The organism is Microbacterium sp. CFBP 13617, assembly GCF_014839445.1.
In the GTDB taxonomy this organism is placed as follows: Bacteria; Actinomycetota; Actinomycetes; order Actinomycetales; family Microbacteriaceae; genus Microbacterium.
In genome coordinates, this window is record NZ_JACYNW010000005.1 from 249,415 (window position 1) to 270,881 (window position 21,467).

The 21,467-nt window shown below is 70.3% G+C and carries 22 protein-coding genes and 3 tRNA genes; 8 read left to right on the plus strand and 17 right to left on the minus strand.

The window, feature by feature from the left end:
- Window positions 1-102: 102 nt before the first annotated feature.
- From IFU40_RS16470 to IFU40_RS16480, 3 genes are read left to right on the plus strand one after another with little or no spacing between them, the layout of a single operon-like run.
- Complete coding sequence (locus IFU40_RS16470) at window positions 103-729, plus strand: hypothetical protein (protein ID WP_191927007.1); 627 nt, start codon at window positions 103-105, stop codon at window positions 727-729.
- Window positions 729-1,343, plus strand: coding sequence for a hypothetical protein (locus tag IFU40_RS16475; RefSeq protein ID WP_156458687.1), 615 nt, complete (start codon window positions 729-731; stop codon window positions 1,341-1,343). Before IFU40_RS16470 ends, IFU40_RS16475 begins: the two co-directional genes overlap by 1 nt.
- Complete coding sequence (locus IFU40_RS16480; RefSeq protein ID WP_070408658.1) at window positions 1,340-1,573, plus strand: helix-turn-helix domain-containing protein; 234 nt, start codon at window positions 1,340-1,342, stop codon at window positions 1,571-1,573. The genes IFU40_RS16475 and IFU40_RS16480 overlap by 4 nt, the downstream gene beginning before the upstream one ends.
- Before the next feature lie 9 nt (window positions 1,574-1,582).
- Here IFU40_RS16480 and IFU40_RS16485 read toward each other — a convergent pair whose 3' ends face one another.
- The 3 genes from IFU40_RS16485 to IFU40_RS16495 all read right to left on the minus strand — a co-directional run bounded on the left by IFU40_RS16485 (window position 1,583) and on the right by IFU40_RS16495 (window position 4,126).
- Window positions 1,583-2,320, minus strand: a complete 738-nt coding sequence (locus IFU40_RS16485) for a hypothetical protein (RefSeq protein WP_191927008.1) — start codon at window positions 2,318-2,320, stop codon at window positions 1,583-1,585.
- A gap of 77 nt (window positions 2,321-2,397) precedes the next feature.
- The gene (cls, locus tag IFU40_RS16490; RefSeq protein WP_191916782.1) at window positions 2,398-3,864 is read right to left on the minus strand and encodes a cardiolipin synthase; all 1,467 of its coding nucleotides are present in this window, start codon (window positions 3,862-3,864) and stop codon (window positions 2,398-2,400) included.
- Between the two features lie 64 nt (window positions 3,865-3,928).
- A complete protein-coding gene (locus IFU40_RS16495; RefSeq protein WP_055833357.1) occupies window positions 3,929-4,126 on the minus strand; it encodes a hypothetical protein in 198 nt (65 codons plus the stop codon).
- Window positions 4,127-4,260: 134 nt separating this feature from the next.
- On the opposite strand from IFU40_RS16495, the gene IFU40_RS16500 reads away from it, so the two are divergent.
- Entirely contained in the window at window positions 4,261-5,421 is a 1,161-nt protein-coding gene (locus tag IFU40_RS16500; RefSeq protein ID WP_191927009.1) for a DUF4192 family protein, read from the plus strand.
- Here IFU40_RS16500 and lysS read toward each other — a convergent pair.
- The 13 genes from lysS to tilS form a co-directional block, all read right to left on the minus strand.
- Window positions 5,372-6,892, minus strand: coding sequence for a lysine--tRNA ligase (gene lysS / locus IFU40_RS16505; RefSeq protein WP_191927010.1), 1,521 nt, complete (start codon window positions 6,890-6,892; stop codon window positions 5,372-5,374). The genes IFU40_RS16500 and lysS overlap by 50 nt on opposite strands.
- Before the next feature lie 263 nt (window positions 6,893-7,155).
- Window positions 7,156-8,010: a pantoate--beta-alanine ligase gene (panC, locus tag IFU40_RS16510; RefSeq protein WP_191927011.1), complete on the minus strand. Its 855-nt coding sequence runs from the start codon at window positions 8,008-8,010 to the stop codon at window positions 7,156-7,158.
- A complete protein-coding gene (locus tag IFU40_RS16515) occupies window positions 8,007-8,729 on the minus strand; it encodes a DUF2520 domain-containing protein (protein ID WP_191927012.1) in 723 nt (240 codons plus the stop codon). The genes panC and IFU40_RS16515 overlap by 4 nt, the downstream gene beginning before the upstream one ends.
- Window positions 8,726-10,417, minus strand: coding sequence for a PH domain-containing protein (locus IFU40_RS16520; RefSeq protein ID WP_342343550.1), 1,692 nt, complete (start codon window positions 10,415-10,417; stop codon window positions 8,726-8,728). The genes IFU40_RS16515 and IFU40_RS16520 overlap by 4 nt, the downstream gene beginning before the upstream one ends.
- Window positions 10,414-11,061, minus strand: a complete 648-nt coding sequence (locus IFU40_RS16525) for a PH domain-containing protein (RefSeq protein WP_191927013.1) — start codon at window positions 11,059-11,061, stop codon at window positions 10,414-10,416. Before IFU40_RS16525 ends, IFU40_RS16520 begins: the two co-directional genes overlap by 4 nt.
- Window positions 11,015-11,500 carry a DUF3180 family protein gene (locus IFU40_RS16530; protein WP_055833345.1) on the minus strand — a complete coding sequence of 162 codons (486 nt, stop codon included), beginning with the start codon at window positions 11,498-11,500 and terminating at the stop codon, window positions 11,015-11,017. The genes IFU40_RS16525 and IFU40_RS16530 overlap by 47 nt, the downstream gene beginning before the upstream one ends.
- Window positions 11,497-12,021, minus strand: a complete 525-nt coding sequence (gene folK / locus IFU40_RS16535; protein WP_191927014.1) for a 2-amino-4-hydroxy-6-hydroxymethyldihydropteridine diphosphokinase — start codon at window positions 12,019-12,021, stop codon at window positions 11,497-11,499. The genes IFU40_RS16530 and folK overlap by 4 nt, the downstream gene beginning before the upstream one ends.
- Complete coding sequence (gene folB, locus IFU40_RS16540; protein ID WP_191927015.1) at window positions 12,018-12,386, minus strand: dihydroneopterin aldolase; 369 nt, start codon at window positions 12,384-12,386, stop codon at window positions 12,018-12,020. The genes folK and folB overlap by 4 nt, the downstream gene beginning before the upstream one ends.
- Window positions 12,386-13,189 carry a dihydropteroate synthase gene (gene folP / locus IFU40_RS16545; RefSeq protein WP_191927016.1) on the minus strand — a complete coding sequence of 268 codons (804 nt, stop codon included), beginning with the start codon at window positions 13,187-13,189 and terminating at the stop codon, window positions 12,386-12,388. Before folP ends, folB begins: the two co-directional genes overlap by 1 nt.
- On the minus strand, window positions 13,186-13,773 hold the full coding sequence (folE, locus tag IFU40_RS16550) for a GTP cyclohydrolase I FolE (protein ID WP_191927017.1): 588 nt from the start codon (window positions 13,771-13,773) through the stop codon (window positions 13,186-13,188). The genes folP and folE overlap by 4 nt, the downstream gene beginning before the upstream one ends.
- Window positions 13,774-13,779: 6 nt before the next feature.
- Window positions 13,780-15,783 (minus strand): ATP-dependent zinc metalloprotease FtsH, encoded by a 2,004-nt coding sequence (ftsH, locus tag IFU40_RS16555; RefSeq protein ID WP_070408663.1) that lies wholly within the window; start codon window positions 15,781-15,783, stop codon window positions 13,780-13,782.
- Between the two features lie 120 nt (window positions 15,784-15,903).
- Window positions 15,904-16,455: a hypoxanthine phosphoribosyltransferase gene (gene hpt / locus IFU40_RS16560; RefSeq protein ID WP_055833327.1), complete on the minus strand. Its 552-nt coding sequence runs from the start codon at window positions 16,453-16,455 to the stop codon at window positions 15,904-15,906.
- 23 nt (window positions 16,456-16,478) lie between these two features.
- Window positions 16,479-17,480: a tRNA lysidine(34) synthetase TilS gene (tilS, locus tag IFU40_RS16565; protein WP_191927018.1), complete on the minus strand. Its 1,002-nt coding sequence runs from the start codon at window positions 17,478-17,480 to the stop codon at window positions 16,479-16,481.
- A gap of 181 nt (window positions 17,481-17,661) precedes the next feature.
- On the opposite strand from tilS, the gene IFU40_RS16570 reads away from it, so the two are divergent.
- A complete protein-coding gene (locus IFU40_RS16570; protein WP_055833321.1) occupies window positions 17,662-18,195 on the plus strand; it encodes an inorganic diphosphatase in 534 nt (177 codons plus the stop codon).
- A 72-nt stretch (window positions 18,196-18,267) separates the two neighbouring features.
- Here the strand turns inward: IFU40_RS16570 and IFU40_RS16575 are convergent, their stop codons facing one another.
- Complete coding sequence (locus tag IFU40_RS16575) at window positions 18,268-19,719, minus strand: peptidoglycan DD-metalloendopeptidase family protein (RefSeq protein WP_191927019.1); 1,452 nt, start codon at window positions 19,717-19,719, stop codon at window positions 18,268-18,270.
- Between the two features lie 214 nt (window positions 19,720-19,933).
- On the opposite strand from IFU40_RS16575, the gene IFU40_RS16580 reads away from it, so the two are divergent.
- The 3 genes from IFU40_RS16580 (at window position 19,934) to IFU40_RS16590 (ending at window position 20,245) form a co-directional block, all read left to right on the plus strand.
- Window positions 19,934-20,006 (plus strand) — tRNA-Glu (locus IFU40_RS16580).
- Window positions 20,007-20,034: 28 nt separating this feature from the next.
- Window positions 20,035-20,108, plus strand: a tRNA-Asp gene (locus IFU40_RS16585).
- A 64-nt stretch (window positions 20,109-20,172) separates the two neighbouring features.
- Window positions 20,173-20,245, plus strand: a tRNA-Phe gene (locus IFU40_RS16590).
- Window positions 20,246-21,467 lie beyond the last annotated feature (1,222 nt).

The window sequence follows — 21,467 nt, forward strand, 5'->3', positions numbered from 1 at the left end:
TTCGCCGTGGGCATACCGAGACGACGGCCGGTCTTGCGCAACACATCGATAGTCGTTACCTTATCGACAACCGATAACAACGATCATCGATAAGGAGTTGTCATGACCTCCCCCCGTCCGACCTCCCGTGTCCTCTCCCCCAGCGACACCGCCGGCTACGTCTTCTTCATCGTCGTGGGCGTCGCGATCGCCGTGTGGGCCGTCGTCCGCAGCGTCGCGAACATCGTCGCGGCCATCCCCAACCGCAACGTCCGCGTGCCGATGCCCTTCGTGGACACCGCCGCCCAGGCACCCATCGGCCCCGCCGGTGCCCCCGTGCCGATCGAACTGACCGGCGGCGTGGTCACCGCCCCGTCCCTCCCCGCCCCCTCCCTGTGGGCGCTCTTCCTCGCCGAGGGCCTGTTCGCCGTGGTGGTGGTCACGGTGGTGACGCTGCTGCTGCTCGTCACCACCTCGGTGCTGCGCGGGCGGATCTTCAGCCGGCGGCAGACGGTCCTCGTGTCGACCGCGGGCATCGTCGCCCTCACCGGCGTGGCCGGTGTGCCGTTCTTCCACAACATGGTCGCCAACGGCGCCGTCGCCTGGCTCTCGGAGCGCACCTACGACCGCGGCACCGTGTCGCAGATCGATCTACCGAGCTTCATCGGGGTCGCTTTCGTCGTGGCCCTCGTCGGCACGGTCTTCGCCGTGGGCGACCGCCTACAGCGCGACACCGAGGGGCTGGTCTGATGTCGAATCCCTCCTGGGTCTCCCCGCGCATGGAGCGCGGCATCGTCTGGCTCTTCGTCGCGGCGGGCGCCGTGATGGGCCTCACCCTGGCGCTTCCGGGCGTTCGGGCGGCGATCGGCATCGCGACGGGCGACGGCGGGTTCAGTCTTCTCACCGATGCCGAGGTCGAGCACTCCGCCGCCGCGGGCGGTGCGGGCATCGCGTCCGCGCGGTACGAGTCCGCCTGGGTCGTGGCCACGGGGCTCAGCACGGGTGCGCGCACCCTGTTGGTGCTGGGCGCCTCGTTCGGCGCCCTCACGGTGCTGATCACGGTGGGCGCCGTCGTGCTCTTCTTCCTGCTGCTGCTGTGGCGGCGGCCGTTCCACCGTGCACTCGTCCTGGCCACGCAGGTCGCCGGCTGCGCTCTGCTGGTGGGTGGGATCCTCTCGGCGGGCCTGTCCGGACTCGGGCGCATGATGGCCGCGGATGAACTCAACCCGGCGGCGGGGGAAGTCTTCGTGGTCGGCACGTCATTCGACCTGGTGTGGGCTCTCGTGGGGCTCGGCGTGCTGGCGCTGTCGCTCGTCTTCTCGCGCGGCATCCGCCTCCAGCGCGACACGGAGGGGCTGGTATGAGTCCCGCGGCGAGCGACGAGGGCCCCACCGGCATCCACTGCCGCCTCGACGAGCTCCTGGAGGCACGCGGCATGACGCTCACCCGTCTGAGCGAACTCGTCGGGGTCTCGGTCGTGAACCTCTCGGTCCTGAAGAACGACCGCGCTCGCGCCATTCGCTATTCGACGCTCTCGGCCATCTGCCGGGTGCTCGAGTGCGAGGTCGGCGACCTGCTGGTAGTGGAGCGGTGACCCCCGCCGTCAGCGGGTGCCGATGACCGCGATCGCGCCCGTCGTCTCGACATTTCCCCCCGACAGCACGACGGACGCATCGCCCGAGGGGACGTTGCCGCCCACATCGGCGAGCGTGACGCGGGGAGCGATGTCCATCGTGCAGATCTGATCGCTCGGGGGCGTGGCGAACTGCACGGCGATGTCACTCGCCGACGTGGTGACGGACTCGACCGTGGGCGGGCACCCCGAGCTGCCGTAGGTGAGGATCGCGACGAGCGAGTCGTCGACCCATCCGGCACTGGGAGCGAAGTCGGTCAGGCCCGCGGGGGCCGCCGACGGCAGCCCATTGAGCGACACCTCGCCCTGCGCGACACCGTCGACCGAGACGGTCCACGCGCGGGTGACGTCGGTCCCCTCGGGCAGTCCCACCAGCGTCGCGCGCGGCGCCATGTCGCGCGTGCAGGAGTCGCGGCCCGACTCCTCGAGCGTCACGGACACCGTGCCGTCCGCCACCGACGGTTCACCGCTCACCACGGGCGGGCACGACGAGCTCCCCTGGGTGACCAGCGCAATCGAGCGGCCTCCCTCGAGCCACGCGGCACCGATCTCGCCGGTGGGCGCCGTGGCCGTGGCATCCGGGGTCGAGACTGAGGGATCGGCCGACGCGGCCGACGATGCGACACCGGTCGCGCAGCCGGTGAGCGCTCCCGCGGCGAGAAGAGCGGCACCGATGACTCCGGCGAGGGACAGCGAGCGACGAGACATGGAACCTCCAACGGGGGGACGTTCCGGCTCATGATGGCCGAAGATCCTGGATGCCAGCGGCGAATGCCGCGATCGCGTCACTGCAGAGCGGAGGTGAGGCGGGCGAGGTTGTCGAGGATCGTGGAGCGCAGGGGCTGGGTGCGCCACTCCTCGATCGTCAGTTGACGGCTCAGTTCGCGGTACCGCCCCTCGACCTCGCGCATGTCGTGCACGAAACCCTCGCCGCGCACCAGGAGCGACACCTCGAGGTTCAAACCGAACGAGCGCATGTCCATGTTGCTGGAGCCGATGACGGCCACCTCGTCGTCGATGGTCACGCTCTTGCTGTGCAGGATGTACGGCTTGCGGTACATCCAGATCGTGACGCCGGCGCGCAGCAGCGCCTCGTAGTAGCTGCGTTGCGCGTGATAGACCATCGCCTGGTCGCCTTCTTCGGAGACGAAGAGCTCGACGTGCACCCCGCGCTGGCAGGCCGTGGTGATGGCGAGCAGCAGGGCCTCGTCGGGCACGAAGTAGGGACTCACGATGATGATGCGTTCGCGGGCGGCGAAGAGGAGCCCCAGGAACAGCTTGAGGTTGTTCTGGAAGTCGAAGCCCGGGCCCGAGGGCACGATCTGGCAGTCGAGTTCGCCCGGACCCGAGGTGACGCTGAACAGGTCGATCTCGTCGCTCAGGGTCTCGTCGGTCTCGCTGTACCAGTCCGACAGGAACACCGCGTTGATGCTCGCCACGACCGGTCCCTCGACGCGCACCATGAGGTCGACCCAGTGCAGGCCGCGGCGGATGTTCTTGCGCAGGTTGTACGAGGAGTCGGTGACGTTCTGCGACCCCATGTACGCCACGTCGCCGTCGATCACGAGCAGCTTGCGGTGGTTGCGCAGGTCGGGACGCTGGTAGCGGCCCCGCAGCGGCTGCACCGGCAGCATGAGGTGCCAGTGCGCCCCCATCGCATCGAGCCGTCGCAGAGTCTGCTTGTAGAACGGCTTGCCCCGGTTCGCCCAGTGGTCGAGCAGCACGCGCACGACCACGCCGCGCGCAGCGGCCTCTTCGAGGGCGCGGAAGAAATTGTCGGTCGAGTCGTCGGACTGCAGGATGTAGAACTCGACGTGCACGTAGCGCCGGGCCTGGCGGATGGCGTCGGCCATGGCGTCGAGGCTGCTCTGGTAGTCGGCGATGAGCGTCGCGGCATTGTCGCCCGCGAGAGGCATGGCACCCAGGTTGCGGTTCAACCGCACGAGCGCGCGGAACCAGTCGGGTGCGTTCGGCTGGAGCGTGCCGAACTCGAGCGAGGCGCTGGTGTCGTGGATGTATTCGTTGATCGCGGCCTGTTTGCGTCGGCGCTTTCGCGGTAACCGCGGATTGCCGATCAGCAGGAAGAGGAAGACGCCGACGAAAGGGATGAAGTAGATCGCGAGCAGCCAGGCCATGGCGGCCGTGGGGCGCCGGTTGCGCGGCACGATGATGATCGCGGCGATGCGCACCACCAGGTCGACCACGAAGAGCGTGATGACGAGCCAGCTCGTTTCGAACGCGGCGTTGATCACGGGTCCTCCTGGACGGGTTGTGGACCCAGCGTAGCGACGGCGTCCGACATCGACCGCGCGTCCGTCAGTTCGCGGAACCCTCGCTGCTCGCGGCGACCGGCGGGAGTCCGCGCTTCGCGCGCTCCTGCGCCTCGATGCGGGCGTACACCTTGCGCTCCGTGCGATCCATGCGGATGACGTTGCGGAGGATGAAGAAGAACACCACCGACACGACCAGGGTCGGCAGGATCGCCCACAGCATCGCGACCCAGGTGGCATCCATGCCTCCAGAATACCCGGGCAGCCGGGATCAACGGTCGCCGCACCCGTCCTCCCCACCCCTGCACCCTGGGGAACTGTCCACCGTCGAGCCATTTCGGCCCGCGCGGACCGCTCCCTCCGCGGCACTCTCGACCCATGACCACCACCGTCGTCCGAGCCTCGTCCTCATCGTCCTTCCTCGCGCTCGTCCCCCGCCTGCTGGAGTGCACGCCCCACCGCAGTCTCGTGCTGGTGCCCTTCGCCCACGGCCGCTCCCTCGGCGCTCTGCGCGTCGACCTGCCCCACGGGCGCGGGCAGGTAGAGCTCGACAGCATCGCCTCCACCGTCATCGGCACCGCCTGCAAGGTCGCCCGCACCGACGCCATCGCCCTCGCCGTCTACGCCGACGAGACGCTGAACGGGGGCGCCCCTCTCCCCCACCGCACCTTCGTCGACGCCGTGCTCGCCCGCGCCGACATCTGCGGGCTCAGGGTCGTCGACGCCCTCGTCGTGGGCGCGAACGCCTGGAACAGCTACCTCGACCCGTCGATGCCGGCCGGGCGTCCCCTCGCCGAGATCGGATCCGCCCTGACCGACGCCCCCGACACGCTGGTCGCGCCCGACCAGTTCTCCGCGGCGGAACTTCCCGACCCCGACCCCGCACTGGCCCGCGCGGTCGCGCGCCTTCTCGACGACGTCGACCGGGTGCTCGCCCGGCCCCGCGACCGAGCGCGACTCAGCGCCGCACGCCAGGGGGCGGCCGACGACATCGTCACCACCCTGGCCGACCCTCCCGCGCTGCTCGAGGACGCCGCCCGAACCCGCCCCGACGAGGTCACCCCCGCGCGGCTGGCCGCGCTCGCATTCTGCCTCGAGCGCCCCGCACTGCGCGACGTCGCCCTCATGCAGTGGGCGGGCGACATCACGGTCGGCGACGCCGTGTTCGACGCGCAGACGACCTTCGGCGACGGCGAACCCTTCCCGGTCGACCTGGCGCGGCCGATGTGGGGCGAAGGTCCCGCTCCCGACGCCGACAGACTCCGCCACGCGCTGGAGCTCTGCCGACGGGTGGCGTCGGTGGTTCCGCGCGAGCGGCGTCCCGGTGCGTTATCGGCCTGCGCCTGGCTGGCCTGGGCCACCGGTCGTTCGTCGCACGCGGGCACCTACGCTCAGGCCGCCGTCGAGATCGACAGTGCGCACGGCCTCAGCGCGATCGTGCTGACCATGCTCGACGCCGGACGCCTGCCGGAGTGGATCTTCGAGCGACCTACTTCACCAGCGGGAAAAGAATCGTCTCGCGGATCCCGAGTCCGGTGATGGCCATGAGCAGGCGGTCGATGCCCATGCCCATGCCGCCGGTGGGGGGCATCCCGTGCTCGAGCGCGCGCAGGAACTCCTCGTCGATCGGCATGGCCTCGTCGTCACCGCGCGCGGCGAGCTTCGCCTGCTCGACGAAACGCTGCCGCTGGATCACGGGGTCGACGAGCTCGGAGTACCCGGTCGCCAGCTCGAAGCCGCGAACGTACAGGTCCCACTTCTCCACGACGCCCGCGATCGAGCGGTGCTCGCGCACCAGGGGGCTCGTGTCGACGGGGAAGTCCATGACGAAGGTCGGGCGCGTGAGCCCGCCCTTGACGAAGTGCTCCCACAGTTCCTCGACCCACTTGCCGTGGGTCTCGTGCGGCGGGGCGTCGACGCCGGCCTCGGCTCCGAGGGCGCGAAGTTCGTCGAGCGACGCCTGGGGGGTGATGGTCCGACCGGCGGCCTGCGACAGCGAGTCGTACATCGAGATGCGGTCCCACTCTCCGCCCAGGTCGTACTCGGTGCCGTCGGCCCACGTCACCGTGGTCGAACCGGCCACCGCGACGGCGGCATCCTGAATGAGGGTCTGCGTCAGATCGGCGATGCCGTTGTAGTCGGTGTAGGCCTGGTAGGCCTCGAGCATCGCGAACTCCGGGCTGTGCGTGGAATCGGCGCCCTCGTTGCGGAAGTTGCGGTTGATCTCGTACACGCGGTCGATGCCGCCCACGACGGCGCGCTTGAGGAACAGCTCCGGCGCGATGCGCAGGTAGAGCTCGGTGTCGAAGGCGTTGGAGGTCGTGATGAACGGACGCGCGCTCGCGCCGCCGTGCTGCACCTGCAGCATGGGCGTCTCGACCTCGACGAAATCGCGTTCGGTGAACGTGCGGCGCAGGCTCGCATTCACCTTCGCCCGGGCGAGCACGGTCTCGCGTGCCCGATCGCGGACGATCAGATCGAGGAACCGGCTGCGCACGCGGCTCTCTTCGTTCAGCTCGGAGTGCAGGTTGGGCAGCGGCAGCACGGCCTTCGCCGCGATGGTCCACTCCGACACCATGATCGACAGCTCACCGCGTCGGCTCGAGATGACCTCACCCGAGACGAACACGTGATCGCCCAGGTCGATGAGCTCTTTCCACGCCTGCAGGGACTCCTCGCCGACGTTCGCGAGCGAGACCATCGCCTGGATCCGGCTGCCGTCTCCGGCCTGCAGCGAGGCGAAGCAGAGCTTGCCGGTGTTGCGGCTGAACACCACACGTCCGGCGACGCCCGCGACCTCGCCGGTCTCGGCACCCGCCTCGAGATCGCCGAACCGTGCACGCAACGCCGAGATCGTCGTGGTGACGGGCACCGCGACGGGGTACGGCCCACCGGCGGCGTCGGCGCGCTCGGCGAGCAGGCGCTCGCGCTTGGCGAGGCGGACCGCCTTCTGCTCGAAGACCTCGTCTTCGGTCGGTTCGGCGGTGTCGTTCGCGGGCGCGTCGGTCATCAGGGATGCTCCTCGGGGTCGCTTCCAGTCTATTCGCCGGGATCACCGGCGCCGTGGCGGCCGGTAGGTGCGCGGCGCGCGGCGCGCAGCGACCGGCGCGCAGCGACGGGCGCACGGCGCCCCACGCCCGGCGCGCAGCGCCCCGCGCCCGGTGTCCTGCGACAGACACGTCGGCGAGCGCCCGGCACCGATGCGCGGCGGCGCGGCCCAGACGTCGCCCAGCGACGACAGCGCAACCGACCCGCGCGGCCACCGCCTCCGCGTCAGCGCAGCGAGATCTCGGTGTTGTCGATGAAGCGGTGTCCCGCGACCGACGCCGCGATGAGGGCGAGGGCGCGCCCCGTGTGGCCTTCGTCGACGGGCAGGAAGGTGGCCGGGTCGACCACGTTGAGGTACTCGAGGGTGATGCGCTGCTCGCCCATCAGCGACGACTGGGCCGCGGCGATGCAGGAGTCCACGCCGAGATCGGCGTTCGAGGCGGCTGCTTCGAGGGCGCGCGGCAGAAGAGAGGCCGCGCGGCGCTCGGCGTCGTCGAGCAGCGCGACGCGGCTCGACACGGGCAGCCCGTCGGGGGTCCGCACCGTCGGCACGGTGGCCACGTCGATCGCGAAGTCCAGATCGCGGATCATGCGACGCACCAGGAACACCCGCTGCGCGTCGCGTTCGCCGTAGACGGCCACGTCGGGGGCGACCAGGTGGAAGAGCTTCGCCTCGACGGTCAGGACGCCGTCGAAGTAGAACGGACGCACGCGCCCCTCGTACCGCAGGCCGACATCGCCCGCCGAGACGCGTGTGGTGGCCGTGCCCCGCGGCAGGAACTCCTCGGCGGTCGGCGCGAACACGACGTCGACCCCGAGCTCGGCCAGGACGCGCGCGTCGGCGTCCGGGGAACGGGGGTAGCTCGCCGTCTCTTCCGCGGTGCGGAAGCGCAGGGGGTTCACGAACGTCGACACGACGACGACATCGGCGTTCGAGCGCGCCTCGTGGATGAGATCGACGTGACCATCGTGCAGAGCGCCGAGGGTCGAGACGAGGGCGACGCGCGGGCCGCCCGCCGGTCGATCTGCGCCTCGGATTTCTCCGAGTCGGGTGCGCAGATCCTGAAGGGTGCGGATCATCCGTCGATCGTATCGTCGCCGTCGAGCCCTCGAAGTCCCGCGCCCTCGATCAGAGCCTGGTCGACGCTGGAGCGCACGAGCGCCGAAAGGTACCCCCCGGGGTTGTCCACGCCCACGCGCGTCAGCAGGTCGGACGACTGGCGCACGATCGAACGCGAGAACTCGGTCGCCGTCGCGATCGCCTCGGCGTAGACCGTGCGGTCTTCCTCGGCCACCACCACCGGCTCGCACCCGAGCTCGACGGCCAGCGCCTGGGCGATCGGCAGAACGGGGCCCGGTGCCGTGACCGCCGCGTAGGCCTGGGCGAGCTGGCGCAGATCGATCGACGAGGCCCCGGTGAAGACGATCGCCGGGTGGATGGCGAGCGGGATCGCGCCGCGCTGGGCGGCGGGGTCGAGCACCCGGGCGCCGTAGGCCGGGTCGGTGTGCAGCACGAGCTGGCCCGGTTGCCACGCGCCGACATCGGCGAGGCCCGCGACCAGGCCCGGCAGCTGCTCGTGCGGAACCGCGATGACGACCAGCTCGCTGCGGCGCACCACTTCGTCGGCGCTCAGCACGGGCAGCCCCGGCAGGATGGCCTCGACGCGGTCGTCGTCGGATCCCGAGGTGATCGCCGTCAGCGCGTGACCGGCACCGGCGAGCGCCGCGCCGATGACGGGGCCGACCCGGCCCGCGCCGATGATGCCGACGCCGAGACGACCGTCGCGCCCGGCGCTCATCCGGCCCACCGGTGACTGCGGTCGCCCGCCGCCGCCGCCACGGTCGTCAGGGCGGTCTGCTCGAACAGGCGCACGGCGTCGTCGCGGTCGATCGCTCCGATCGCGGTCTGCGCGGTCCCGGCGATGACGTGTCCCGTCACGGTGGCCGTCCGAAGCGCTCGGGCGAGCGGACCCTGGTGCAGACCGATCGACTGCAGTCGCGCCAACGGGATCACGGTCAGGGAGCGCCACACGAAGCCGCGGCGGAGCAGCAGCGCGTCGTCGGTCAGCCGCACGCCGTTGCGGCGCCACGACAGGGGCCGCAGCAGCCGCGCGCGAGCGGGGGTCGTCACGTAGGGGTCGTCGTCCACCGGACCCAGGATGCCGTCGCGGAACACGAGTGTCCATTCGGCGCTCGACAGGCTCGGGGCGAGGATGCGCAGCACGCGCTCCACGTCGGCGCGGGTTCCGATCGGCAGTACCGCGGCGAACTGGTCGCTGGTGGTGTCGCTCGACGCGCGTCCCGACAACCGGTTCAGCGACACGCTCCACCAGCCGAACGGGCGCCACAGCAGGGGCTGACGCACCTCGATCGCGTGCACGCGGCCCGGCGGGACGATCTCGGACACCGTGGTGAACAGGCCGAAGGTGACGCGCACACCGTCGGACGTGGGGGCGATCGAGTACCGCAGCCCCCGCGCGATCGAGCGCACGTAGTACGCGCCGAAGGCGAGGAACATGGGCACGACGGTGAACAGCACCCAGAGCGTCGACACCGAGGCCGCCACCACGATGCCCACGACGAGGGCGATGAGCACCAGCGTCGACCCGCTCAGGACGCGGGATGCCACGAGCCGCCCGATTGGGATCCGCACGATGCTCTCGGGCTCGGCATCCGAAAGGTCTTCTCCGTCGACGAGTCCCTGCAGGCCCGCTCCCACGGCCTCGGCGGCCTGGCGGGCCACCGACGACCTCCCGGCGGTGCGTGCCCCCGCCTCGGCGAGGCGTCGACCGGAAGCGAGACGCAGGATGTCACCGCGGATCGCCTCGGCGTCTTTGCCCGAGAGGTACTCGAGCTTCACGTTGGCATCGAGGCCCGCTCCCACGACCTCGAGCTTCGCGAGGCCGAGCAGACGCGCGACCATCGGCCGGGTGAGGTTGACGCCCTGCACCCGGTCGAGGGGCGCCCGTCGGTGCGTGCGGAACAGCACGCCCGAGCGCACCTCGACGTCGTCGTCGCCGATGCGCAGGGTGTGGAACCGCCACGACAGCCGGAAGATCCCCAGCAGGACCAGCACCACCACGAGGGCGATTCCGCCGGCGATCAGCAGGAGGTTGTTCGCGAACAGGAAGTCGACCGGGTCGGGCGGCAGCGCCCCCGGGGGCAGGTCGGTGAAGGCGGGGAAGAACCACTCGATCAGTCGCTCCCGCAGGTTGGCCACGAGCAGACCGATGATCACGACCAGCGACAGTCCGCCGCGCAGCACGGGCGTCAGCGGGTGAAGTCGATGCCATTCGCCGTCGCTGTACGGCGAGCGCACGACCGGTCGCCGCAGCGGCCCGGCGGGGGCCGCGGCGCCCTCCGGGACACCCGATGCGGCGGCGGGAGTCGCGGCGGCGGAACCCTCGGCATCCGGTCCCGTCGCGTCATCGGCGGGCTCCGGCTCGCCCGGGGACTCCGCGGAACCCGCGGAACGGTCGTCGCTCACAGTCCCGTCCGGCGGGTCTCGGCGACGGCGATGAGCGTGTCGCGCAGCTGCTCGGCCGCCTCTTGCGTGAGTCCGGGGATGGTCACACCGGTCGAGGCCGCGGCGGTGACGAGTTTGAGCTGCGCGATGCCGAAGCCGCGGTCGAGCGGCCCGTGGGTGATGTCGACGAGCTGCATGCGCCCGTAGGGCACGGCCACGACCCGCTGCCACAGGATGCCGCGGCGGAAGACCAGATCGTCGCGGCGCAGCTGGTAGCCGACCGAACGCGCTTGCCGCGGCGTGATGATCAGGCCGATCGTCGTCACGATCAGGATCACCCCCGCGGGGATCCACTGCCACGGCACCTGCGTGAACACCTGGATGCCGATGGCGACGGCCGCGACGACGACGATCACCGCTGCTTGCGAGATGAGTTGCACGCGCACGTACGCCCGCGCCAGTTGGTGCCACGTGCCGTCGCCGAGCGGGAGTCGGCCCGCCGCGCGCGGCTCGAGAATGCGGGGGTACGTGCGCTCGTCGAGCACGTCGGTCCCGGCCTCGGTCGCGGTGACCGGCGCCTCATGCGGCTCCGCGGGCGCCGGCGCCGCGAGCGGGTGCTCAGGCTCCGACGGGACCGGCGGGGGTGTCTCCGGGGGTATCGTCATCGTCGTCCTTCCGGATGGTGCAGAGCTGCTCGGCCACGAGCCCCGCCACGACGAGGACGACTCCGCACACGATCGTCGCGATGATCGATCCCATCGAGCCTATCGACGGCGTCACCGGACGGCTCAGCAGGAACGCCAGAAGTCCGATACCGAACCCGGTGGCCGCCGCCCCCACGAGCGACGACGCCTTGGCCAGCATGGCGATGCGCAGCGCGCGGAACGGGTCGATCCGGCGGGCGCCGCGCCGGCGCGTCGCGCGATACACCGGCACGGCCAGAACGACGATGACGACGCCGAGCAGGGCCAGGATGGTGGGCAGGCTCGCCGCGGGCGAGAACGTGGCACGCCCCGTCGCGGTGAGCAGAGTGTCGGTCACGAATCCGACGACGGCCCCGATGACCGCGGCGATGACGAGGATGCCCGCCCCCGTGCGCTTCACGCGCTGCCCCGCAGCCCCGACAGCAGAGCGTCGATCCGGCCGCGGCCGGGGATCTCGGCATCCGGATCCACCTCCAGCCAGGGCGCCAGCACGAACTCGCGCTCGTGGGCGCGGGGGTGCGGCACGGTGAGGTCGTCGCGGTCGATCGTCTCGTCGCCGTACGCGATGAGGTCGAGATCGAGCGTGCGGTCGCCCCACCGCTCGCGGCGCACCCGTCCGTGCCGCGCCTCGATGCGGTGCAGCGCGGCCAGCAGCTCGGTCGGGGCGAGACGCGTCTGCACGAGGGCGACGGCGTTCAGGTACCGGGGGGCGTCGGCGTCTTCTCCGGTGAGCGTGACCGCCACCGTCTCGAGCGTCGCCGAGACGCGCACCTCGCCCGTCAGCGCAAGGGTGCGCAGCTCGTCGACGGCGGCGGCGAGCGTGTCGGCGCGCGCGCCCAGGTTGGCGCCGAGGGCGACGACGGCGGTGACCGGGGTCGCGCGCGGGGCGGCGTCGAGGCCGTGGGCCAGTCGGACGTTCACGCGCGGCTCCGCCGCACGGTCACGGCGACGTCGCCGAACGGCACGGGGATCGGCGCCTGCGGCTTGTGCACCGTGATGCGCACGGATGCCACCCGCTCGTCGGTGAGTACGTCGTCGGCGATGCGCTGGGCGAGGGTCTCGAGCAGGTCGACCGGCTCGCCCTCGACGAGGGCGACGATGCGCTCGGCGAGTTCGCCGTAGTGCACCGTGTCGGCGACGTCATCGGTCTCGGCCGCCCGCCGCAGCGGGATGGCCAGCGCCGCATCGACGACGAACTCCTGACCGTCGCGCTTCTCGTCGGCGTAAACGCCGTGGTACCCGAAGGCGCGTACCCCCGTCAGTGTGATCTCGTCGGCGGCATCCATCAGGACTCCCCTGCATCGGTGAACGCGCGCGCGACGGCGAGCGCGTCGCGCGTGGTCGGCACATCGTGTACGCGCACGGCCCAGGCGCCGTCGCGGGCCGCGAGCGCGCTGGTGACGGCCGTGGCGAGGTCGCGCCGGCCGAGGTCGGCCTCGTCGCCGAGCACCTCGGCGAGGAACCGTTTGCGGCTGGTCCCGATGAGCACGCGGTGTCCGAGGCCGGCGATCTCGGGCAGAGCCCGCAGCGTCTGCCAGTTCTGCGCCCCGCGCTTGCCGAAGCCGATGCCCGGATCGACCACGATGCGCGTGGGCGCGATGCCCGCGGCCAGGGCCGCCTCGACGCGCGCGGCCAGTTCGGCGGCCACCTCGCGTCCGACGTCGGCGTAGTCGGCACGGGCGTACATCTCTCTCGACGGGCCACGCCAGTGTCCGAGCGCCACCTCGGCGTCGGTCTCGGCGACCGCCGCCAGCATGTCGGGGTCGGCGAGTCCCCCCGACACGTCGTTGACGAGCCGAGCGCCCGCGCGCACGGCGGCGACCGCCGTGACGGCGTTCATCGTGTCGATGCTCACGAACGCGCCCTCGGATGCCAGGGCCTCCACCACCGGGAGCACGCGCTGCTGCTCGACGCGCGGCGCGACCCGCTGGGCACCGGGGCGCGTGGACTCCCCGCCCACGTCGAGCAGGTCGGCGCCCTGGTCGCGCAGGAACCGCGCGTGCGCGATGGCCGCGTCGGGGTCGAGGTAGCGGCCGCCGTCGCTGAACGAGTCGGGCGTCACGTTGACGATGCCCATGATGAGCGTCACGCTCGCGCTCCGATGAGCGCGACCAGCTCCGCGCGGGCCGCGGGCTCGGTGTAGGCGCCGCGGGCGGCGATCGTCACCGTCGAGGCCTCGGTCTGGCGTCCCCCGCGCATGGTCACGCACTCGTGCGTCGCGTCGAGCACGACGAGCACTCCGCGCGCGTCGAGCGCGTGGGCGATCGCGTCGGCGACCTGCTCGCCCAGGCGCTCCTGCACCTGCGGTCGCGCCGCGAGGATGTCGATGACCCGCGGCAGTGCGCCCAGGCCCACGACCTCTTCACCGGGCAGGTAGGCGACGTGTGCGCGCCCGCGGAAGGGCAGCAGGTGGTGTTCGCACATCGAGCGGAACGAGATGTCGCGCAGCATGACGGCGCCCGAGGGAAGGGTGTCGGGCGCCGGTCCGCGCGACACCGAGATGGTGTGCTGCAGGGGGACGCCGGCATCCTGATCCACGCCCGCGAAGAACTCCGCCCACGACTCCGCGACTCGCGCGGGCGTCTGACGCAGGCCGGGGCGATCGGGGTCTTCCCCGATCGCCTCCAGCAACTCGCGTACTAATGCGGCGACGCGCTCCCGATCGACGGCCACGGCGCCTCAGGCGGTGGCCGGTCGCGTCTGTCCGCTCGGACGGGGCTGCGTCGCAGCCTGCGTCTGGGACTGCGCCTCGGTGGAGGCTGCGATACCGGCGGGCTGCGCGCGACGCGGCACGTCGACCGGCGGCTGGGTCGAGACCGGACGATCGCCCGACGACAGCCACTGCGGGCGCGGCGTCAGTCGCTTGACGTCGGTGAAGATCTCGGCGAGCTCGATGTGGTCGAGCGTCTCTTTCTCGAGCAGAGCGAGGGCGAGGCGGTCGAGCACGGCACGGTTGTCGTTGATCACCTGGTAGGCCTCGTTGTGCGCCTGCTCGATGAGGGCCCGCACCTGGGCGTCGATGCGTTCGGCGATGCGCTCCGAGAAGTCACGGCCGTGACCCATGTCGCGGCCCATGAACACCTCGCCCGACGACGAGCCGAGCTTGACCGGACCCACCTCGTTCGTCATGCCGTACTCGGTGACCATCTTGCGGGCGATGCTCGTCGCCTTCTCGATGTCGTTCGAGGCGCCGGTGGTGGGGTCGTGGAAGACGATCTCTTCGGCGACGCGGCCGCCCATCGCGTACGTCAGCTGGTCCTGCAGCTCGTTGCGGGTGATGGAGTACTTGTCGTCGAGGGGCAGCACCATCGTGTAGCCGAGCGCCTTGCCGCGGGGAAGGATCGTGACCTTCGTGACCGGGTCGGTGTGGTTCATCGCCGCCGCCGCGAGGGCGTGTCCGCCCTCGTGGTACGCCGTGATGAGCCGCTCCTTGTCGCGCATGACGCGGGTGCGGCGCTGGGGACCGGCGATGACGCGGTCGATGGCCTCGTCGAGCGCGCGGTTGTCGATGAGCTGCGCGTTGGAGCGGGCGGTGAGCAGCGCGGCCTCGTTGAGCACGTTCGCCAGGTCGGCGCCGGTGAAGCCCGGCGTCTTGCGGGCGACGACCTCGAGGTCGACCGAGTCCGACAGCGGCTTGCCGCGGCCGTGCACCTCGAGGATGCGCTGGCGACCCTTGAGGTCGGGGGCGTCGACGCCGATCTGGCGGTCGAAACGGCCCGGACGCAGAAGAGCGGGGTCGAGGATGTCGGGGCGGTTGGTCGCCGCGATCACGATGACGTTGACCTTGGGGTCGAAGCCGTCCATCTCGACGAGCATCTGGTTCAGCGTCTGCTCGCGCTCGTCGTGACCGCCGCCCATGCCGGCGCCGCGGTGGCGACCGACGGCATCGATCTCGTCGATGAAGATGATGGCGGGCGAGCTCTCTTTCGCCTGGTTGAAGAGGTCGCGCACGCGGCTCGCGCCGACACCGACGAACATCTCGACGAAGTCCGACCCCGAGATCGCGTAGAACGGCACACCGGCTTCACCGGCGACGGCGCGGGCGAGCAGGGTCTTGCCGGTTCCGGGAGGGCCGTACAGCAGCACGCCCTTCGGGATGCGGGCGCCGACCTCTTCGAACTTCTTCGGGTCCTTCAGGAACTCTTTGATCTCTTCGAGCTCTTCGATGGCCTCGTCGGACCCGGCGACGTCTTGGAACGTGACCGTGGGCGTCTCTTTGGTCACGAGCTTGGCGCGCGACTTGCCGAACTGCATGACCTTGCTCCCCCCGCCCTGGGCGCTCGAGAGCAGCCACCAGAACAGCAGGCCGAGGAGGATGAGCGGGAGCATGAGGCCCAGCAGGCCGTCGAACCAGCTGGCCTTGGGCACGACGTCGTTGAAGCCGTCGGAGGGGGCGGCGGAATCGATCGCGGTGGCGACCTCGCTCGCGCGGGCCTGCCCGTAGTAGAACTGCACGTCATTGGCGCCCTCGAAGGGCTGCGACAGCGTGAGATCGACGCGCTGATCGGGGTCGTTGGTCACCACCTGGGTGACCGTCCCGCCCTTGAGCAGCTGCAGACCCTCCTGGGTGGAGACCTGACGCGCACCGCTGAGGTTGGAGATGAGCGAGAAGCCGATGACCAGAAGCAGACCGACCAGCAGAACGTAGATGATCGGATTACGCGTGATCTTCTTGAAATTCATGGTGGGCGAGCCCAGCCCTTTCGTGATCCTCCGCAGAATGCGGTCGAATTAGGCTAACGCCCGCGAACTATGCCGGGCCTGTGCGTTCGTCATGGGCGTACACGCCCGCTCTCGACGCGGTCAGGAGTAGACGTGGGGCGCGAGCACCGCGACGTCGCGGAGGTTGCGGTAGCGCTCGGCGTAGTCGAGGCCGTACCCGATGACGAAGTCGTTGGGGATGTCGAAGCCCACGTACCGGCAGTCGACCTGCACCTTCATGGCGTCGGGCTTGCGCAGCAGCGCCAGCACCTCGACCGACTCGGCACCGCGCGAAGCGAAGTTCTCGAGCAGCCAGCTGAGGGTGAGGCCGGAGTCGATGATGTCCTCGACGATCAGCACGTGCTTGCCGGTGATGTCGGTGTCGAGGTCTTTGCGGATCTGCACGACGCCGCTCGAGCGCGTGCTGGCGCCGTACGACGACACGGCCATCCAGTCCATCGAGACGTGGATCGGCAGGTGCCGGGCGAAGTCGGCCATGACCATGACCGCACCCTTGAGCACCCCCACCAGCACCACGTCGCGGCCCTCGTAGTCGCGGGCGACCTGCGTCGCCAACTCGGCGAGCTTGCCGTGGATCTGCTCCTCGGTGAGGAGGACTTCGCTGATGTCGTCGGAGATGTCGGCCGCGCGCATTCCGAAAGTCTACGTCGGGGGAATCAGGATGCCGCCCGCGCGACGATCTCGATGCGGGCACCCACGCGTCGGGCGAGACACGCGGGCAGATCGATCGGCCCCTGCCCGCGCCAGTCGGTCGCCAGCCGGGCCACCTCGAGCGTCTGGGCCCGAGACAGCGACACCCCGAACTCGCTCTCGACGACGTAGCGCACGATGCGGTTGCGCAGCGCCGCGGGGTTCGCGGCGAGGGCGGCGACCGAGACCGAGATCCCGGCCTCGGCGTGCTCGACGATGTCTTCGATCGTCTCGTCGATCATGTCCTGGAAGGCCGCGGCGTCTTCGCGCAGCTGCTCCGCGGTGCGGGCCAGGGCCTCGGCGATCCCCGGGCCGAGCTCCGCTTCGAGAACGGGCAGCACGCGCTCCCGCACGCGCACGCGGGCGTACGCCGAGTCGACGTTGTGCGGGTCCGCCCACGGCTCGAGGCCCTCGGCGGCGCACGCGGCGACGGTCGTACCCCGACGCACGCCCAGCAGAGGCCGAACCCACAGCGGGCCCGTGGAGTCGCGTCGCTCCGCCGGCATGCCGGCGAGGCTCAGGCTGCCCGAGCCCCGCGCGAGCCCCAGCAGCACCGTCTCGGCCTGGTCGTCGAGCGTGTGACCGAGCAGGACGGTGTCGGCGCCGATCTGCTCCGCCGCGCGGGCGAGGGCCGCGTAGCGTACCGCGCGGGCCGCGGCCTCGGGCCCCTCGCCCTCCGTCGCGACCTCGACGGCGACGACGCGCGCGCCGATGCCCAGCCCGCGCGCGGCCTCGGCGGCGCGAGCCGCCACGGCATCCGATCCCGCTTGCAGGGTGTGGTCGATGACGACCGCCTCGGCCCGGATGCCACGACGCCCGGCCTCGAACGCGGTCGCCGCCGCGAGAGCCAGCGAGTCCGCGCCACCCGAGAGGGCGACGACGACGGCGCCGTCGGTCGTGTCGAGCGCCGCACGCACGGCGCGGCGCACCTCGGCGACGGACGGGTCGAGCCCGGGGCGGTGGTCCATGCCTCCACGGTAGCGGCGGGCTCGGCGGTCGCGCGGTGTCGCGCGCACGAGCGGGCCCGCGCGCGCGGCCGCGTCACCGGTCGCGAGAGCGCGCGTTACGCCGGAGTCGTGCACGCCCGTGCGGCGAGGTGCGTGCCGGATAGGCTGGGCGCGGAAATCCACAGATCTAAGGAGCACGAGTATGGGCGCGTACGACGCCGTCATCGAGATCCCCCGCGGCAGCCGCGTGAAGTACGAGGTCGACCACGGCACCGGCCGTGTGTACCTCGACCGCATCCTCTACACGGTGTTCGGCTACCCGGCCAACTACGGCTTCTTCGAGAACACCCTCGGCGAAGACGGCGACCCGCTCGACGTGCTGCTGCTGCTCGACCGCGACCTGCACCCGGGCATCCTCGCCAAGGTCCGTCCGGTGGGCGTGCTCAAGATGAGCGACGAGGCCGGTGGCGACGACAAGGTCGTGGCCGTGCTCGCGAAGGACCCGCGCTGGGACCACATCCAGGACGTCGGCGACATCGACGACTGGACCAAGAAGGAGATCACGCACTTCTTCGAGCACTACAAGGACCTCGAGCCCAACAAGTGGGTCAAGGTCGACGACTGGGCGGATGCCGCCGAGGCCGAGCGCCTGGTGGGCGAGGCGTTCACGCGCTTCGAGGAGCACGACGCCCAGACCAAGACGCAGGGCTCGGGCGAAGCGCCCAACACCCTCTGACCTCGGTCTGACGCAGAAAACCCCCGGTCATCGACCGGGGGTTTTCTCGTTCACCGGATGAGGTGGACCGGATCAGGTGTAGATGCCGCGATCGCGCAGCCAGCCCGCCGGGTCGGTCGTGCCGCCCCACGGCGGGTAGACCTCGAAGTGCAGGTGGCAGCCGAACGAGTTGCCCGTCTGACCGGTGGCGGCGATCTGCTGACCCGCGCCCACGCTCTGTCCGTACGAGACGTAGATGCCGCCGTCGACGATGTGGGCGTAACCGGTCGACGAGCCGTCGCCGTGCTGGATGCGGATGTAGTTGCCGTAGCCACCGTTGTAGCCCGCGTACGTGACGCGCCCGTCGGCAGCCGCGTAGATCGGCGAGTAGCATCCCGCGCCGAAGTCGAGCCCCAGGTGCCACGAGCTGGCGCAGTAGCTGCCGTTGCACTGGCTGGAGCGGGGGCCGTAGCCCGATGTGGTGCCCGCCGACGAGGGACGCGCCCACCCGGAGCCGCCGACATCGCCGCCGCCGCCGCCACCTCCGCCGCCGCCTCCGCCTCCGCTACTGCCGCCGCCGCCACCGCCGCTGTTGTTGTTGTTGTTCTGGCGGTCGCGCTCTTCCTGCTCGCGACGCTCGCGCTCGGCGCGGTCGCGCGCCTCGGCCTCTTCGCGGGCACGGCGCTCTCGCTCTTCGCGCGCCTTGCGCTCGGCCTCGACACCGGCCTGGTAGTCGGCGACGGTCTTGGCCGTGGTGTCCTGCAGGGCGGCGAGCTGGGCTTCGAGCACGACCTGGTTCGACTGCTGCTCGGCGAGCGCGGCCTGAGCCGCTTCGGCGGCCTGCTGAGCGGCGACCATCTTCTCTTCGGCGATCTTCTGCAGACGGTCGCGCTCGGTGCGGGCGTCGCCGGCCTGATTGCTCAACTGCTGCGCGGAGTCGCGCGCCGTGATGGCCGCGGCGTACACCGAACGGTTGCGGTCGAGGAGCTTGTCCATCGTGCCGAGCTTGGCCAGCAGATCGTCGGCCGTCGCGGCCGAGCCCGAGAAGAACAGGTCGAGCGAGGTGTCGTCACCGCCCGAGCGGTACAGCTGCGCGGCGACCTTGCCGGCCTTGTTCGCGGCGTCGACGGCCTCAGCGGCCTTCGCGTCGGCCTGCGACTGGATCTGCTGAGCGCGGTAGTCGGCGTCGAGGTACGCCTGCTGCGCCGCGTAGTACTCGTCGGAACGCGCGATGACCTCGGCCTGCGTGCGCGCCACCTCGGACTGCAGACCCTGGATGAGGCCCTGAATACGCGAGATCTCACCCGCCTTGGCCGACTCGTTCGCGCGGGCAGCCTCGACATCGGCCCACGAGGGGTAGTCGGCGGCGAAGGCGGGGGAACCGAAGCTCGACGCCGCAGCCCCGAAGGCGCCGAAGGCGACAGCCCCGAAAGCTCCGAGCTTCAGCGCGCTGCGTCGGTCGAACGACGGCCAGAGGCGCCGCTGCTCCTTCGCAGTGGGCGCGCAGCCGCAGTCATCTGATTCGTCGGGGCGCTCGAGCGTCACGGGAATACCTCATCTCACCGGTTCGCAACTCGGCCAACAGTAGCAACACGAGTCACACGTACAACAGGGCGAGTTCCCGCTGTCGCGCCCCATCCTGGGCCCACGACACGCCGTCGGCGCGGACGCCACGCCCTCGATTGGCAATCTCCGAGATTGTGAAGTAGGCTCGGTCGTCGGCAAGCGAGGATGAAATCGCAAGGTTTCAGGCTCATCCGGCCCCATCGTTTAGCGGCCTAGGACACCGCCCTTTCACGGCGGCAGCACGGGTTCGAATCCCGTTGGGGTCACTTTCCGGTGGAATAACTTAATACGCATGGCCCTGTAGCGCAGTTGGTTAGCGTGCCGCCCTGTCACGGCGGAGGTCGCGGGTTCAAGTCCCGTCAGGGTCGCTCCACAGCGACGGGCCTTCTTTCGAGAAGGCCTTTCGTCTCGGAAGCGGCAGACATGCCGCTCGGCTCTGTAGCTCAGTTGGTAGAGCGCACGACTGAAAATCGTGAGGTCACGGGATCGACGCCCGTCGGAGCCACACGGATGATCATTACGTCATCCCAGAAACCCTCGCGGAGCTTCTATCCGCGGGGGTTTTGCCTTGCCCGGCGAGAGGCAGTTTTCGCGTCGCCCCTAGACCTACTCTTGCCGACCACTGAGCGAAGCTCTCGTTCATCTGGCGAGCGCGGCGAAACGAGACGCCCTCCGCATGGAGCATGGGCCCGTGAACGCTCCGTGCGGTTCACATATGCCCGCCCCGGCTGTTTCCGCCCGTGAGCTCGCTACGAGGTCATCGACGATGGCCCAATAGACACCCAACGGCTCCGAGGCATCCGTCCGCGGGACCAGAACTCGCAGGACTCCAAGCGACGACCTCGCCGACGGGCCGAGATCTATGCGCTCACGAGGGCACGAACGTCGATGGATGCAAGCGAGGGGGCGATCGATGCGTGGGAGCGATGCTTCAAAGAACTAGGCCTCGACCGGAGCCTCGATATCGCGATCGATATAACGGGCATGACGCCCCCCCACCTAGTCACCCTGCCGCTCATGCTCCGAAGGTGCGACTTCGCGAGGGCCACTCTCATCTACTCGGACCCTCAGTCCTACGTGTCAGGACAATCCACTCAGTTCACGAAAGGCCCCGTCGAGTCGGTAGGAGTCCTCCCCGGCTTCGCTGGGCTTCACGCGATCTCGCACGGCGCTAGGGACTGTCCCATAATCGGTGCTGGTTACGATCACGATCTTGTCCGGGCGGTGGCACAGCGTCTCGCCCACAAGAGTCGCCTATCGCACTACTCTCCGTCGCAACGGCCTCGCTTCAGAGCCCCTGGGGACGCCCACGTGTCCTTCTTCTTGTGTCTTCGGTCCTGCCTGAGCACTGCTACGTTCAGCCTGGAGCGTGTGCATGGATGCCACGCCCCCGGGGGGAAACGTGAACAGACTTTCGCTGCGCCTGCGCGCGCTCATTACAGTGGCGATCACTCTCGGGGTCGTGACTATTGGTGGAGGAGCGGGCACGGCTTGGGCAACACCAACCTTCAGTCCCTCGGAGGCTGCGGCGGTCTTGCCGCTCCAGTCCACCCCTTCGGCAGCCCCGCAGCCCACGGCTTCGTTCGTGACGCCGACACCCATTCCATCCCCCGCACCTGCGAAAAGCGCGTCAGCCGCGAAAGTCAGCGCGGATATCACGGGTCCAATTTTCGTCAGCGGGTCCGTCGACAAAACGACCGTGAGCCCCTCCACCGGCGATAAGACCA